General features: G+C 68.3%; 13 protein-coding genes, 3 tRNA genes and 1 pseudogene. 5 read left to right on the top strand and 12 right to left on the bottom strand.

Annotation, left to right across the window (positions count from 1 at the left end; translation table 11 throughout):
* The 3 genes from NI18_RS07700 to NI18_RS07690 all read left to right on the top strand — a co-directional run.
* Positions 1-528: ATP-binding protein (locus NI18_RS07700; protein WP_037529199.1), on the top strand; the 528-nt coding region annotated here is incomplete at its 5' end.
* A complete protein-coding gene (locus tag NI18_RS07695) occupies positions 521-1153 on the top strand; it encodes a response regulator (protein ID WP_037529196.1) in 633 nt (210 codons plus the stop codon). The genes NI18_RS07700 and NI18_RS07695, both read left to right, overlap by 8 nt.
* Positions 1154-1224: 71 nt before the next feature.
* Positions 1225-1638 (top strand): hypothetical protein, encoded by a 414-nt coding sequence (locus NI18_RS07690; protein ID WP_052149067.1) that lies wholly within the window; start codon positions 1225-1227, stop codon positions 1636-1638.
* A 23-nt stretch (positions 1639-1661) separates the two neighbouring features.
* On the opposite strand, the gene NI18_RS07685 is transcribed toward NI18_RS07690, so the two are convergent.
* From NI18_RS07685 to NI18_RS07660, 6 genes are all read right to left on the bottom strand, one after another.
* Positions 1662-2708, bottom strand: coding sequence for an acetate kinase (locus NI18_RS07685; protein ID WP_037529194.1), 1047 nt, complete (start codon positions 2706-2708; stop codon positions 1662-1664).
* On the bottom strand, positions 2696-5092 hold the full coding sequence (locus NI18_RS07680; protein ID WP_306286282.1) for a phosphoketolase family protein: 2397 nt from the start codon (positions 5090-5092) through the stop codon (positions 2696-2698). Before NI18_RS07680 ends, NI18_RS07685 begins: the two co-directional genes overlap by 13 nt.
* Before the next feature lie 79 nt (positions 5093-5171).
* A complete protein-coding gene (locus NI18_RS07675; RefSeq protein WP_306286281.1) occupies positions 5172-5852 on the bottom strand; it encodes an NAD(P)H-dependent oxidoreductase in 681 nt (226 codons plus the stop codon).
* 288 nt (positions 5853-6140) lie between these two features.
* A tRNA-Pro gene (locus NI18_RS07670) sits at positions 6141-6217 on the bottom strand.
* 230 nt (positions 6218-6447) lie between these two features.
* A tRNA-Arg gene (locus NI18_RS07665) sits at positions 6448-6524 on the bottom strand.
* Positions 6525-6589: 65 nt separating this feature from the next.
* Positions 6590-6666 (bottom strand) — tRNA-Arg (locus NI18_RS07660).
* 95 nt (positions 6667-6761) lie between these two features.
* Here NI18_RS07660 and NI18_RS07655 point away from each other — a divergent pair.
* A complete protein-coding gene (locus NI18_RS07655; protein ID WP_037529190.1) occupies positions 6762-7277 on the top strand; it encodes a hypothetical protein in 516 nt (171 codons plus the stop codon).
* Between the two features lie 16 nt (positions 7278-7293).
* On the opposite strand, the gene NI18_RS27905 is transcribed toward NI18_RS07655, so the two are convergent.
* The 4 genes and pseudogenes from NI18_RS27905 to hemB form a co-directional block, all read right to left on the bottom strand.
* Complete coding sequence (locus tag NI18_RS27905; RefSeq protein WP_347574821.1) at positions 7294-8160, bottom strand: fused MFS/spermidine synthase; 867 nt, start codon at positions 8158-8160, stop codon at positions 7294-7296.
* A gap of 53 nt (positions 8161-8213) precedes the next feature.
* Complete coding sequence (locus NI18_RS27900) at positions 8214-9506, bottom strand: hypothetical protein (protein ID WP_347574820.1); 1293 nt, start codon at positions 9504-9506, stop codon at positions 8214-8216.
* On the bottom strand, positions 9499-10044 hold the full coding sequence (locus NI18_RS07645; RefSeq protein WP_031441326.1) for a GNAT family N-acetyltransferase: 546 nt from the start codon (positions 10042-10044) through the stop codon (positions 9499-9501). The genes NI18_RS27900 and NI18_RS07645 overlap by 8 nt, the downstream gene beginning before the upstream one ends.
* A pseudogene (gene hemB / locus NI18_RS07640) lies at positions 10037-11028 on the bottom strand (porphobilinogen synthase). The gene NI18_RS07645 and the pseudogene hemB overlap by 8 nt, the downstream one beginning before the upstream one ends.
* Before the next feature lie 118 nt (positions 11029-11146).
* Between hemB and NI18_RS07635 the strand changes: the two are divergent.
* Positions 11147-12094, top strand: coding sequence for a diacylglycerol kinase family protein (locus NI18_RS07635; protein WP_084215091.1), 948 nt, complete (start codon positions 11147-11149; stop codon positions 12092-12094).
* 8 nt (positions 12095-12102) lie between these two features.
* Here NI18_RS07635 and NI18_RS07630 read toward each other — a convergent pair whose 3' ends face one another.
* Together NI18_RS07630 and NI18_RS07625 are read right to left on the bottom strand one after the other, a co-directional pair.
* Positions 12103-13572, bottom strand: coding sequence for an MATE family efflux transporter (locus NI18_RS07630; RefSeq protein ID WP_052149066.1), 1470 nt, complete (start codon positions 13570-13572; stop codon positions 12103-12105).
* A 114-nt stretch (positions 13573-13686) separates the two neighbouring features.
* On the bottom strand, positions 13687-14971 hold a 1285-nt coding region (locus NI18_RS07625; protein WP_306286280.1), incomplete at its 5' end, for a class I tRNA ligase family protein.

Below are 14971 nucleotides of genomic sequence, written 5' to 3'. Positions count from 1 at the left end.
CGCGCCGGCACGATCGTCCGGCGGCTGCGCGCGTTCGTCGAGGGCGGCGACACCGCGCTTCGCGTCGAACCGCTCGCCGCGCTCGTCGAGGAGGCGATCAGCCTGGGGCTGCTGGGCGCGCACGAGGCGGGGATCACGGTCACCACCGATATCCGCCAGGGCGCCGATCTGGTGCGCGTCGACCGCATCCAGATCCAGCAGGTCCTGGTCAATCTGATCCGCAACGCCATCCAGTCGATGGCCTGCGCACCCGACAAGCGGCTGACGATCGCGACGCTGGCGGATCGCGAAGGCTGGGTGCGGATCAGCGTGGCCGATACCGGTGCGGGCATCGATCCGGCGATCCGCGAGCGCCTGTTCGACGCGTTCTCAACGACCAAGAGCGACGGCATGGGCCTTGGCCTGTCGATCTGTCGGACGATCGTCGAGGCGCATGGCGGCCGGATCTGGGTCGAACCGACATGCCCCGCCGGTACCGCCTTCCACTTCACGATACCGCTCGCCACACAGGATGTTGTCGATGGATGAGACCAGCCGCGTCGTGCACGTCGTCGACGACGATCCCGCGATCCGCCAGTCGGTCGGCTTCCTGCTGCGCAAGGCGGGCTATGCGGTCGAGACGCATGTGTCGGGCACGCAGTTCCTGAAGCACGTGACGCGCGAGGCGCGTGGCTGTGTCCTGCTCGACGTGCGGATGCCCGATATTGACGGGCTCGAGGTCCAGGCGACGCTGGCGCAGCGGGGCATAGCCCTGCCCGTGATCATGCTGACCGGGCACGGCGACGTCGCGCTCGCGGTGCGCGCGATCAAGGCGGGGGCGATCGAGTTTCTGGAAAAGCCGTTCGAGCGCGCGACCCTGCTCGCGGCGATCGAGACTGCACTCGCCAAGGCCGCGCGGATCGGCCGCGACCAGCTCGCCGCGGCCGAGGCCCGCGTCCTGCTCGCGGCGCTGACCCCGCGCGAGCGCGACGTGCTCGACGGGATGGTGCTGGGTCGACCGAACAAGCTGATCGCGTTCGATCTCGACATCGCGACGCGGACGGTCGAGGTCCACCGCGCCAATCTGATGGAAAAGCTGATGGCGCGCAGCCTGTCGGACGTGCTGCGCATCGCCTTTGCCGCGGGTCTGGGCGAGACGGCCGACCCGGCCTGAGCGCCCCCCCGTGTTTTACGTACAGACCGGGTCCGCGGGTCCTGTCATCGAAGATCCGACAAGGATCGACGATGACTCCACCGGCCCCGTTTCTGCCTACCAGCCCGGGTATCTCGCTGGTCGACGGCAATCCCGCGCGACGCCGCGCGCGGCAGATCCTGCTACTGTCCGAACGCTATCGGGTACGGTCCTATGCAAGCTGTGCGGCCCTGGTGTCCGATCCGGCATCGCGCGACCATGCGTGCATCATCCTCGATCTCTCCGATCCCCGGCTCGCGGGGCAGGATGACGACGGCATGGCGGCGCTCGCCGCGATGCGGGGCCTGGGCTGGGCTGGCCGGGCGATCCTGCTCGACGCGCGGGTGCCGTCGCCGGACCTGATCGCCGCGGCGGCCCGTCAGGGTGACCGGATCCTCGACCGCGCGACCACCGACGGTGCGCTGCTCGCGGCGATCGCGGCCGCCATGCTGACGCTCGCCGGCTAAGGACGCCGCGCGGATCGATGGGGTCAGCGTGAGGGTGGGCCGATCGCCGCCTGGCTGAGACGGGCGGCATGACGGGCGATCTCGTCATCCTCGCGCGAGGCGACGATCCGGATTGCCATGCCCGGCAGCCATGCCAGGCCGGTACCGATCGCCTGCTGGGTCGCGCGGTCATGTTCGCCGATCCCGCCGGTCAGCACGAGCAGGTCGAGCCCCCCGAGCGTCGCAGCCATCGCTGCGATCTGCTTGCAGACCGATCGCTCGAACATCCGAATCGCGAGGTCGGCATTGGGGTTGCTCCCGGCCGCCGCGCGCAGCACGCGCATGTCCCCCGACAATCCCGAGATCCCCGCCATTCCCGAATCGTGATCGATCATCGTCGCCAGTTCATCAGCCTCGAGCCCGGTCTCGCGGAGCAGGTACAGCAGGATGCCGGGGTCGATATCCCCCGTCCGCGTGGCCATCGTCACCCCGCCTGATGGCGTCAGCCCCATGCTGGTATCGACCGATCGCCCGTCGCGCACCGCGGTGACGCTCGCCCCGTTGCCGAGATGCGCGATGACGAGGCGCGACGGCACGCCGCCCCCGAGCTGCGCCAGGATCGATTCGCACGACAGGCCGTGAAAGCCGTACCGCCGCACCCCGCTCGCACGGTATCGGCGCGGGATCGGAAGGACCTGCGCGACATCGGGCAGATCGGCATGGAAGGCGGTGTCGAAACAGGCGACCTGCGGCATCCCGGGATAGCGCGCACGTGCGGCCGCAATCAGTGCGAGCGCCGCCGGACCATGCAGCGGCGCGAACGCACAGGCCGCGACCAGATCCGCGGTCACCGCATCGTCGATCAGGCAATGCGCGGTACGATGCGGGCCGCCATGGACGATCCGGTGGCCGATCGCGCTTGGCGCCGGGCTGTCCCGCAACGCGGCGTCGAGCGCGTCGAGGACCGAAGCGTGACCGTCGGCGGTCTCGATCGTCCCGCCGACGAGCAACGCGGGGTCCGGGTCGACGGCGTAGAGCCCGTATTTCACCGTCGACGACCCGCTGTTCAGCGCGAGGATCAGCGCGCCCATTGCCAGTCGCGCACCTCCGGCAGATCGTCGCCCTGTTCGGCGATGTACAGCTTGTGCCGTTCCATCGTCGTCCAGTAGCGCGCGGTTTCGCGCGGGACGCGGTCGCGGAACCGCGGGATCCGCTCGATCGCGTCGAGCGCGAGCCGGTACCGGTCGAGATCGTTCAGCACGACCATGTCGAACGGCGTCGTCGTCGTGCCCATTTCCTCGTAGCCGCGGACATGGATGTTGGCGTGGTTGGCGCGGCGGTAGGTCAGCTTGTGGATCATCGCCGGATAGCCGTGGAACGCGAAGATCACCGGTGTGTCGCGCGTGAACAGCGCATCGAACTCGCGCTCGTCGAGGCCGTGCGTATGTTCGGATCGCGGCTGCAGCACCATCAGGTCGACGACATTGACCACCCGGATCCGGATATCGGGGACATAGGCACGCAGCAGCGTCACCGCGGCCAGCGTCTCGAGCGTCGGCACGTCACCCGCACACGCCATCACCACATCGGGCTCGGCATCGTCGCCCGCCCAGTCCCAGATCCCGGCACCCGCGGTGCAGTGCCGCACCGCCGCGTCGATCCCCAGCCATTGCCATTCGGGCTGTTTGCCCGCGACGATGACGTTCACATAGCCGCGGCTGCGCAGGCAATGGTCGCCGACCGACAACAGGCAGTTGGCGTCGGGGGGCAGATAGATCCGCGTGACCTCCGCGGTCTTGTTGGCGACGTGATCGATGAACCCCGGGTCCTGATGCGACAGGCCGTTGTGGTCCTGCCGCCAGACATGCGACGTCAGCAGATAGTTGAGCGACGCGATCGGCCGCCGCCACGGGATGCCGCGCGTCACCTTCAACCATTTGGCATGCTGGTTGACCATCGAATCGACGATGTGGACGAACGCCTCGTAACAGGAAAACAGCCCGTGGCGGCCGGTGAGCAGATAGCCCTCGAGCCAGCCCTGGCACAGATGCTCGCTCAGCACCTCCATCACGCGGCCGTTGGCGGTCAGATGCTCGTCGACCGCCTCGACCTCAGCCATCCAGACCTTGCCCGACACGTCATAGACATCGGCGAGACGGTTCGACGCGGTCTCGTCGGGGCCGAACAGGCGGAAGTTCACGCTCGGCATGTTGAGCTTCATCACGTCGCGCAGATAGCGACCGAACACCCGCGTCGCCTCGGCCATGACCGTGCCCGGCGCGTCGACCGGCACGGCATGCGCGCGGAAGTCGGGCAGCGACAGCGGCACCATCGTCTCGCCGCCATTGGCATGCGGGTTCGACCCCATCCGCCGATGCCCGGTCGGCGCGAGCGAGGCGTAGATGTCGAGGAACTTGCCCGTCGCGTCGAACAGCTCTTCGGGACGGTAGCTGCGCATCCACTCTTCGAGCAGCCGCAGATGCTCGGGGTCCTTGAAGTCGGCGATCGGGACCTGGTGCGCGCGCCACGTGCCTTCGACCGGCTTGCCGTCGACGGTCTTCGGGCCGGTCCATCCCTTAGGCGTGCGGAACACGATCATCGGCCAGCGCGGGCGTTCGGGCGTCGCGCCGGGGGTGCGTGCCGCGGCCTGGATCGCCTGGATCCTCGCCAGCGCGGTGTCGAGCGCGGCGGCGAGCTGCTGGTGGACGAGCGCGGGGTCGCTGCCGCCGACATAGAGCGGCTCATGCCCATAGCCGCGCAGCAGCGCGTCGAGCTCGTCCTCGTCGATCCGCGCGAGGATCGTGGGGTTCGCGATCTTGAACCCGTTGAGATGCAGGATCGGCAGGACTGCGCCGTCGCGCGCGGGGTTGAGGAACTTGTTCGAATGCCAGCTCGCCGCCAGCGCGCCCGTCTCCGCCTCGCCATCGCCGATCACGCAGGCGACCAGCAGGTCCGGATTGTCGAACGCCGCGCCATAGGCGTGCGCCAGCGAATAGCCGAGCTCGCCCCCCTCGTGGATCGATCCCGGCGTCTCGGGCGCGACATGGCTGGGGATTCCGCCCGGCCAGGAGAATTGCCGGAACAGCCGGTGCATGCCCGACCGGCTGCGCTCGATCGCGGGATAGCGCTCGGTATAGGAGCCCTCGAGATAGGTGTGGGCGACCAGCCCCGGCCCGCCATGCCCCGGCCCGATGATGTTGATCATGTCGAGGTCGTGCGCGACGATCAGCCGGTTGAGGTGGACGTAGAGGAAGTTGAGCCCCGGCGTCGTACCCCAGTGGCCGAGCAGCCGCGGCTTGACGTCGGCGATCGTCAGCGGGCGTTCGAGCAATGCGTTGTCGCGCAGATAGATCTGGCCGACCGACAGATAATTGGCGGCACGCCAATAGGCGTCCATCCGGTGCAGCTCATCGGGCGACAATGGATCGGCGGGCGCCACGACATGCGGCGGTGCCTTGTGGGCGAGGCCGGTCAAGAGTGCGGAGTCCGTGGACGATCGGCGGGGATCGCGGGCGGTGTGGGGCACATGTCGATAGTCCTTTGATCGGGGCGCATCAGCCGGCGAGCCGGCTGCTCAGCGTAGGGTCGCGCAGCAGCGCTTCGTCGCCGAACGCCAGTTGCGCGCAGGTGCGGTTCGCCTGCGCGGTGACGGCGTTGAGATGCTGGCCGGCGACCTGCGGATCGAGATGGCTGGTGATATTGGCGAATCGGCGCTGCTCCTGCGACCGCATGCCGAAGGCGTGGACCAGATACTGGTCGACCATGGTCGTCAGCCCCGTCCCGAGCCCCTGATCGTCGAGCCAGACCCGGCTGCCCGCCGCGGTTGTGAAGGTCAGCAGCCGCTTGCCGCCGAGCAGCAGGCTGCGCGCACGCTGCTGGACCGCGACAGGCTCGATCCCTGCGCCGAACACGCGCTCGATATAGCCCTTCATCATCGCCGGCGGGGAGCCGAACCACAGCGGGTAGACGAGGACGAACACGTCGCAGCCAGCGATCGCCGCGCGTTCGTCCTGCACGTCCTGCGCGAGAACCGCCGCATCCCGCGTCGGCAATTCCGCCGGTTTGAGCACCGGATCGAAGCCCGACGCATAGAGGTCGCGCAGTACGACGTGCTGGCCGTTTGCGCGCACCGCATCGCAATAGCGGTGCGCGATCGCATGGTTGAAGCTCGCGGGATCCGGATGGCACAGGATCACGGCATGCCGAAGCTGGGCCGCCACGGGCTCGTCATCCATCATCGCACCGACTCCATCCTGCGCCGACCCTCATCCGGTCGCGCGCCGCGCCGGAGACGGTCAGGGAGTGGAGGAGTACGGCATAGAGCCGCGGGTTCTCAGCCTCGGAAACTACGCACTAGGCAGCGCGCTGTAAGCCTGCGCGCGGCCATCGGCCCGGAGGCGGACAAGTCGGAATGCCGCTCGAGCACGGACACGACGCGACCGGGATCTTATTGGCCTTAACGGCTTTGATGGTGCTAAATAACGGCCTGCCTCCTGGGCGTGCCATGATCATGCGGTGCATGATGGTCGGGAAGAGAGGATTCGAACCTCCGGCCCCTGCCTCCCGAAGACAGTGCTCTACCAGGCTGAGCTACTCCCCGACGGAGTCCGATCGTTACGCCCTTGGGGGACCGACCGGTGACTGGAGGGGCGCCTATACCCAGCACTTCGCAGCTGTGCAAGCGGCCGCAGCAAGAAGTTTGCGAGGGATGTCGAAAAGCACGGGGGCATTGCGTGATGCGACGGGACGGTTGCGTCGCGACATCAATGCAGTGCGGATGAGATGGGAGATAACCGCTTCCGGCGTCGAGCCGCGGCAGGTTGTGGACGATGGTGCACCCAGAGCGATTCGAACGCCCGACCCTCAGATTCGTAGTCTGATGCTCTATCCAGCTGAGCTATGGGTGCATCGCCATGCCGTTTACGGCCGGCCCGTGTCTGGCCGTCTGGCCCCGCCGCGAGGCAGGAAATCCTGGTGCACCCAGAGCGATTCGAACGCCCGACCCTCAGATTCGTAGTCTGATGCTCTATCCAGCTGAGCTATGGGTGCACTGGAGGGGCGCTGATAGCAGGCATTTTTTCGCGGCGCAAGGGTGTTGCGCGATAAAGTTGTGTACGCCGCGTCGGCGGCATAGAGCGGCGGGCATGAAACAGCCTTCCCGCCCCGCGCTGATCGCCCTTCTTCTCGTGCCCGCCTTGGCGGTCGGCGCCTGCAGCAAGGATACCGCCAGCTATCCCTCGCTCGGGATCCGCCCGACCGAATCGATCGGCTTTGGCGAACCCGCGGGCAAGCCGGTGGTGGTCCAGCCCGATCCGACGCTCGACACCGACATCGCGGCGTTCCGGACGCAGCTCGACCGGATCAGGATGGGTTTTGCGAAGGATGCGGCGAGCACCCAAGCCGCCGCCCGTGCCGCACGCGGCGGTGCGGTCGGCAGCGAGCCGTGGCTGACGGCCCAGACCGCGCTGGCGGGTCTCGACGACTGGCGGGCGCAGACGTCGCTGCTGGTCACCGATATCGAGCGTCGCGCGACCGATCGCGCGGCGACGCTCGCGCCGGCCTATCCCGCGCTCGATGCGGTGCGCGACGCGGCGCAGGCCGAAGCCGAGAAGCAGGGAACGACCATCGCGCAGATCCAGGCGAGCCTGCCCGCCGCCTGACGCCGCCCCCCGCAGCCTACCAGAGCCCCTTGAGCAGCGGCAGGATCGTCGAATAATCGTCGGTCCAGGCGGCCATGCCCTCGCGTGCGACGATCGGCTCCCAGCCCGAATTGCGTTGCCGGAGCAGAGCGATCGCCCGCGGGTCGCGCGACAGCGCGATCCAGTCCGATGGCGAGGGGTGATCGGCGTCGAGCGGCGAAGGACGATAGAGCAGGTGGACGGCGCGCCACCCCGCCTCGCGCGCGGCGGCCGCAACCACGGGTTCGAGGTCGATATAGCGGTTCGAGATATGGACGAGCAGCAGCCCGTTGCGCGACACCACGCGGCCATAGGTCGCAAACGCCTCGCGCGTCATCAGGTGCATCGGCACCGTATCGGAAGAGAAGGCATCGAGCGCGAGCAGGTCGAGGCTCGCGGTCCGCTCCGCCGCCAGCGCGATCCGCGCATCGCCGATCCGGATCACCGGATCGGGCAGGCAGCGCGACAGATAGCTGAACTGACCTGTATCGCGCGCGATCCGCACGACCGCCGGATCGATCTCGTAGAAACGCCACTGCTCGCCCGGACGCGCGTAGCAGGACAAGGTGCCCGTCCCCAGCCCGACGACACCGACCCGTGCTGCCGGGCCATAGAGCGGGCCGAGCGCTTGCATCGCCTGGCCCACGCCCGATCCGGCGACATAATAGGTGGTCGGCGTCCGCTCGCGCGCGGGCGAACCGCGCAGCTGGATGCCGTGGACGGTGGTGCCATGATCGAGCTCGCGGACCCCCTCGCCGTCGCGCACCGTGTAGACGCCGAAATAGCTGCGCTCACGCGCACCCCGCTCGGCGCTGAGTTCCAGCGCGCGATAGCCCCCGAACATCACCAGCGTGCTGGCGAGCACGACGACATAGGGCAGCCGTGCGCCAAGCGTGGCGAGGCCGATCGCGGCGACGATCAGGAAGGCCGCGCCTGATGCTGGTCGCCCAATATGCCGTCCGGGTTGCTGATCCTGAGCCCGGCCGCCACCGCCATGACGAGAATGATGACCGCGAGCCCGAGATGGCGCCGTACCGCCGGCCCCGACCAGACCGCGCGAAACGTCGCCAGCAGGTACATCTGCGGCACCAGCACGCCGGCTGCCAGGATCAGCAGCGGATATTCATAGGTCCAGTCGAAGATCACGGGTGCCAGCAACGCCGCGAACACCCCGCCCAGCACGCCGCCGACCGACATTGCGAGATAGAAGCCCGTCAGCCGGTCGGGGGCCGGACGGCGGCGATACATGGCGGTGTGGAGCGCGACCGAGACCATGAACAGCAAGGTCAGCGCGATCGTCGCGCTGAACACAGGCTTGTCGTTGAACCCGCCCATGATCACCCCGCCGAACAGCAGGATCGTCACCGGGGCGATCCGGGTCAGCAGGTCGGCGAGCGTGCGGTCCTGCGCGAAGGCGATGGTGAAGCTGAGCAGATAGAGCCCGAGCGGCAGCACCCAGAGCAGCGGCATCGCGACGATATCGGTGGTGATATAGGTCGAGGTGGCGAGCATCAGCCCCGACGGCACCAGCGCGAGCGCGATCCAGTGGAGGATCCGCGCCGCGCCCGGCGCCGAGCTGGTCGCGGCGACATGCTCGGCCGACGCGGTGCGCGGCAGCCGCGTCGCGCAGAGTGCGACCAGCAGGACGAGCACCGCATAGCCTGCGGTCCACAACAGGCTCTGCCCGTGAATCGCCAGCAACGGCTCGACCACCAGCGGATAGGCGATCAGCCCCGCGAAGCTGCCGAGATTGGACGCCGCGTAAAGCGCATAGGGATCCGCGCCGCCGCTCGACGCGCTGAACCAGCGCTGGATCAGCGGCGCCTGTGCCGAGACCGCGAAGAACAGCGGCCCGATCGACAGGCCGAGCAGCCAAGGCACCCACACCGCAGGCTGCGCATCGGCGGGCAGATCGAGCGCGAACAGCCCGATCGGCAGCCACAAAGCCGCGACCGCGAGCACGCCGAGATGGATGACCGCCTGTGCGCGCGGCTTTACCCGCCCAAGCCAGTGCGCATAGGCATAGCCGCCGAGCAGCAGCGCCTGGTAGACGAGCATCGCCGAGTTCCACACCGCAGGCGCGCCGCCGAGCCGCGGCAGCGCCATGCGCGCGACCATCGGCTGGACGAGGAACAGCAGGAACGACCCTGCCAGGATCGTCGCGACGAACAGGACGCGGCACCACCGTGCCATCGGGGAAGGATCAGACATTGGTGGGGCGATGGATCCGATAGAGGACGTGCCGGCGCAGCGGGTCGGTGGCGGCGAGATCGGGATGGTCGAAATCGCCGTCCTCGACATGGGTCATGCCCAGCCGCTCCATCAGCGCGCGGCTGCGCATGTTGGCGGGAACCGTGATGGCGACGATATGCGCGACGGGCAGATGGGCCCAGCCCCAGGCGAGGCTCGCCGCCGCGGCTTCGGACGCATAGCCCTGCCCCCAGGCATGACGCGCGAGACGCCAGCCGATCTCGATCGCGCCGTCGATCGGCGGCTTGCCCGGTACCAGACCGCAAAAGCCGAGAAACGCGGCATCCGCCTTGCGTTCGATCGCCCAGAAGCAATGCCCCGACGTGCGCTGCCGCTCGACCATCCGGCCGACCGCCGCCTGCGTCTCGGCGAGCGTCGCCGGCGGCCCGAGAAAGCGCATCACATCGGGGTCACGCCCCATCGCCGCAAAGGGCTCGACGTCGGCGTCCCGCCACGCGCGCAGGATGAGACGCTCGGTCTCGAGCCTGAACTCATCCATTCAGGAGCCGGGCCGCGTGTGCCGCATGATAGGTCAGCACGCCCGAACAGCCGGCGCGCTTGAACGCCATCAGCGTCTCGAGCACCAGCGCGTCACGGTCGCCCGCGCCCGCTGCGGCCGACGCCTCGATCATCGCATATTCGCCCGACACCTGATAGGCGAAGACCGGCACCTCGAACGCCTGGCGGACGCGGACGATGATGTCGAGATAGGGCAGGCCCGGCTTGACCATCACCGTATCGGCGCCCTCGGCGAGATCCATCGCGACCTCGCGCAGCGCCTCCTCGGCATTGGCGTTGTCCATCTGGTACGTCTTCTTGTCGCCCTTCAGCAGCCCGCGGCTGCCGACCGCATCGCGGAACGGGCCGTAGAAGGCGCTCGCATATTTGGCGGCATAGGACATGATCTGGACGTTGTGATGCGACTCCGCCTCGAGCGCGGTGCGGATCATGCCGATCCGGCCGTCCATCATGTCGCTGGGCGCGATGATGTCCGCGCCCGCCGCCGCCTGGTTCAGCGCCTGCGCGACGAGTATCTCTGCGGTCGTGTCGTTGACGACATAGCCCGCGGCGTCGACCAGCCCGTCATGGCCGTGGCTGGTATAGGGGTCGAGCGCGACGTCGGTCAGCACGCCGACCTCGGGCACCGCATCTTTGAGCGCACGGATCGCCTGGCACATCAGATTGTCGGGGTTGAGCGCTCGCGACCATCTTCGGTGCGACGCTCGGGCTGGGTGTAGGGGAACAGCGCGATGCACGGGATGCCGAGGTCACGCGCTTCGCGACCGCGCGCGACGATCTGGTCGACCGACCAGCGCGAAACGCCGGGCAGGCTGGCGATCGGTTGCTCGACGCCCTCCCCCTCGACGACGAACAGCGGCCAGATCAGATCGGCCGGCGTGAGGACGGTCTCGGCATGGAGCCGGCGGCTCCAGTCGGACGAGCGAGTGCGGCGCAGGCGCAGCGCGGGATAGCTTGCGGACATGGCGCGGCTTTTGCGGGATGGACGCCGCGCAGGCAAGCGTTACGGTCGGCGCGAACGAAACCGATCGCTGCCGATTCGGCCTCGGGGACGCATTTCCCTTTCGCGCGTTGGGCCTCGCATGACCGCCATCACCACAGACACGACCCAGGCGCCCGATACCGGGCCGGCGCGCGACCGGCCGATCCGCTCCGCCGCGCTCGTGGTGAACGCGAAATCGCGCAAAGGACAGGCGCTGTTCAAGCGCGCCTGCGCGGCGATGTCCGGGCTTCCCTATGAGGTCGACGCGCATGCGGTCGAGAACCCCGAGGATCTGGAACCCACCGTCCGCCGGGCGCTCGCCGCCAAGCCCGATCTGCTGATCCTGGGCGGTGGCGACGGCACGATCAGCGGGCTCGTCGACCTGATGGTCGGGCACGACGTCATCCTCGGCGTGCTTCCGCTCGGGACCGCGAACAGCTTTGCGCGGACGCTCGGCATTCCGCTGACGATCGAAGGCGCGGTCGAGGTCATCCGGACGGGTGCGCCGCGGCGGATCGATCTCGGCATGATCGACGGCGATTACTTCGCCAATTGCGCGGCGATGGGGATCAGCCCGAAGATCGCCGAGACGGTCCCGCACGGCCTCAAGAAGATACTCGGCCGGGTCGGCTATCTAGGCTGGGCGGCGTATCAGTTCATGCGCTTCCGCCCGTTCACGCTGATCGTCGGCGAGGGCCCGGACGCGGTGCGGATGCGCGTCGTCGAGGTGCGGATCTCGAACGGCCCCTATCATGGCGGGACCGAGCTGGTCGACGCGGCGGCGGTCGATTCGGGCGAGATCGTCGTTCAGGCGGTGATGGGCAAGATGAAGCGGCGACTGGTGCAGAACTGGGTCGCCAGCGTCTTCCGTCACGAATCGCGCCACGAGGAGGTCCGCGACTTCCGCGGCAAGAGCATGCGCGTCGACACGATCCCCAAGCTGCCGATCTCGATCGATGGCGAGGTGCTCGCCAAGACCCCGGTGACTGCCAGGATCGCCGCCGGGATCATCCAGGTCATGGCCCCGGTGACGCCGCCCCAAACCTAGGGCGGCGCTCAGCCGACCGGCATGGATCGGCTGGCGGGCTCGCAATCCGCCTTGGCTGCCTCGCCTGCCTCGTGTGCGGCGGGCTCGGTAACGATCCGGCCCTTGCGCCAGCCGCCATGCAGGTAATAGCCGATCGTCAGCAGCATCGAGGCGAGCGACCCCGCGGGAAAGCTCCACCAGATCGCATCCGCGCCGATCATCGGCTCGAGCGCATAGGCGAGCCCGAACCGTACCGGCCCCATCGCGACCGCGAGGATCAGCAGCGGCCCGACCACCGCGCCGTTCGCGCGGACCGTCGCCGACAGCACCATCGACACGCCGAACAGGATGAAGCTCCACCCCGCGATCAGATTGATCCGCGTCGCGATGCCGATCGCGCCGGTATCCTGCCCGAGGAACAGCCACAGCACGTGCCGGTCGAGCAACGTCAGCAGCGCCACGAGCCCGCCGGTCAGCGCCAAGTTCATCATCAGCCCCGCGCGCGTGATCCGGTCGACCCGGTCCCAGCGCCCCGCACCGATATTCTGCGCCGCCATTGCGCTGACCGCCGCACCGACCGCCATCGCGGGCATCTGCACATAGGTCCAGAGCTGGTTGGCGGCGCCATAGGCGGCGGTCGTGGTGGTGCCGTGCCGGTTGACCAGCCCGATCATCGCCAGTGCCGATGTCGAGACGACGAGCATCTGCAATCCCATCGGGACGCCCTTCACGACGATCGTCTTCAGCAGCGCACGATCGGGCAGGATGTAGCGCAGTTCCGCGCCGCGCAGCCGGATCGGCAGGTCCTTCGCATAGATATAGGCGAGCAATGCGACGAACGAGACCGTGTTGGCGATCAGCGTAGCGAGCGCGGATCCCTCGATCCCCAGCGCGGGGATCGGCCCCCAGCCGCGGATCAGCAGCGGGTTGAGCGCGACGTCGACGACCGATCCGAGCGCCATGAACTTCAGCGGGGTCAGCGAATCACCCGTCCCCCGCAGCGCCATCGTCAGCAGCACCGTCAGGAACCCCGCGGGCATCGCGACGAAGATCACGCGCAGATAGGCGAGCGCGAGCGGATAGACTTCGGCGGGCGTCGCCAGCACGCGCAGGATCGCCGGCGCGACCAGCCAGCCGATCCCCACCGTCAGCACCGAGATGATCGTGAACAGCCCGAACGACGTGCCGAGCACGCGGCGCACCGCATCGATGTCGCGCCGCCCCATATTCTGGCCGATCAGGATCGTCGACGCCATGCCGAAGCCGAACACCGCGGCGACCAGCAGGAACATGATGATGTTCGCGTTGGTCGTCGCTGCCAGCGCGCGCTCGCCGAGAAACTGGCCGATCCACACCGCGTTGATCGAACCGTTGAGCGATTGCAGGACCGACGATCCGAGCGTCGGCAGCGCGAACGCCAGCAACGTCTTGCCGATCGGCCCCGTGGTCAGGTCGCGCTGGCCGGTCCTTGGTGCAGCCGTGTCCGTCGCATCAGGCATCGCAGTCGGGTCCCCTCCCCTTTGCAGGCGAGGTCAGGACCATCCCCGACCCCGCATGCTCGCAGCACGCGTACGCACACCCCGGCCCCGTCCCGCACAGCGGACGGGGTCAGGTCAGCCCAGCCGTCCCAGCGCCGCCTGCAGCCGCGCGGCTTCGGCGGCCTTGTCGGCATGGTCCGCCTTGGCCTTCTCGACCGCTTCGGGCTTGGCGCGCTCGACGAAGCTTGCATTGCCGAGCCTCCCTGCGAGCGCGTCGCGCTCCTTCTCCGCCGCCGCGATCGCCTTGGTCAGGCGGGTACGTTCGGCGTCGAGATCAATCACGCCCTCGAGCGGCAGGACGAAGGTCGCCTCGTCGACCACGACCTGCGCCGCGCCGCCGGTGGCTTCGCCCTCGGCATGCGTGACGCGCGCGAGGCGTGCGAGCGCGGGGGCCTGGCGTTCGAGCCGTGCGAGCGTCGCCGCATTCGCATCGCGAACGTGCAGCGGCAGCCGCGCACCCGGCGGCACGTTCAGCTCGTTGCGCGCGGTGCGGATCTCGCCGACGAGTCGGATCAGCCAGTCGACCTCCCTGCTCGCCTCGGGATCGAGCGAGCGCGCATCCGCCATCGGCCACTGCGCGACGATCAGGTCGTGATCGCGCGGGCCCATCGCGTGCCACAGTTCCTCGGTGATGAACGGCATGAACGGATGCAGCAGCACCAGAATCTGGTCGAGCACCCAGCCCGCGACCGCCTTCGATTCGTCGTCGATCTGACCGCGGACGTCATCGACCATCTGCGGCTTGATGAGTTCGAGATACCAGTCGCAGAACCGGCTCCACGCGAACTGGTAGATCGCGTTGGCGGCGCCGTCGAAGCGGTAGTCGGCGAGCGCGAGGTCGACCTGCTGCACGGTCGCGATCGTCTCGGCGATGATCCACTTGTTGACCGCGAGCTCCGCGCGGGGGGCTTCGAGAGTCGTGCTCGCGACGATGCCGTTGGCCTGCGCGAACCGCGCCGCGTTCCACAGCTTGGTCGCGAAGTTGCGATAGCCCTCGACGCGCTTCTCATCCATCTTGATGTCGCGGCCCTGGCTTTCCATCGCCGCCATGAAGAAGCGCAGTGCATCGGCGCCATATTGGTCGATCAACCCGAGCGGGTTGACGACATTGCCCTTCGACTTGGACATCTTCGCGCCGTCCGCCGCGCGGACGAGGCCGTGCAGGTAGAGCGTGCGGAACGGCACGTCTTTCATGAAGTGCAGCCCCTGCATCATCATCCGCGCGTTCCAGAAGAACAGGATGTCGAAGCCGGAGATGAGCACGTCGTTGGGGTAACGGCCGCCGAGTTGCGATCCAGAGGCAAGCCCCTCCCCTTCAGGGGAGGGGTTGGGGTGGGGAGCCGCCCCGCGCGCGTCGGTC

This window comes from Sphingomonas sp. Ant20, assembly GCF_000783375.1.
GTDB classification, from domain to species: domain Bacteria; phylum Pseudomonadota; class Alphaproteobacteria; order Sphingomonadales; family Sphingomonadaceae; genus Sphingomonas; species Sphingomonas aerolata.
The sequence above is the reverse complement of the archived record's forward strand: the minus strand, read 5'-3'. Positions and strand labels throughout refer to the sequence as shown.